The organism is Pseudoalteromonas sp. bablab_jr011 (genome assembly GCF_016464045.1).
Taxonomy (GTDB): domain Bacteria; phylum Pseudomonadota; class Gammaproteobacteria; order Enterobacterales; family Alteromonadaceae; genus Pseudoalteromonas; species Pseudoalteromonas lipolytica.
The window spans coordinates 1-213 of record NZ_JACDWU010000044.1 but is presented as its reverse complement, the minus strand read 5'-3'; the positions used below and the strand labels follow the sequence as shown (position 1 = coordinate 213).

Annotated in this window: 1 protein-coding gene; it reads right to left on the bottom strand. The window is 43.7% G+C overall.

The genetic code is table 11. The features are described from left to right. Positions 1–61 precede the first annotated feature (61 nt). A partial coding sequence (locus JIG41_RS01380) for a transposase (RefSeq protein ID WP_199524158.1) occupies positions 62–213 on the bottom strand: 152 nt, incomplete at its 5' end.

Here is a 213-nt window from a genome sequence, read left to right as displayed (position 1 = left end):
GTAAAAGATCCACCTTCTAAAGAAGGTGGCTTTGCATTAGCCCCCTAGAAGGGGGCGTTGTTTACTGAAGTGTTAACTGCGCCTGCTCTTGCACCTCTTCCTTTTCTTGGTGCCTGACATACCGCCTTATTATTTCTTCATTTATCCCTACAGTATCTACGAAGTACCCTCTCTGCCAAAAATGGTTTCCCCATAACTTGTTTTTCCTTAAGT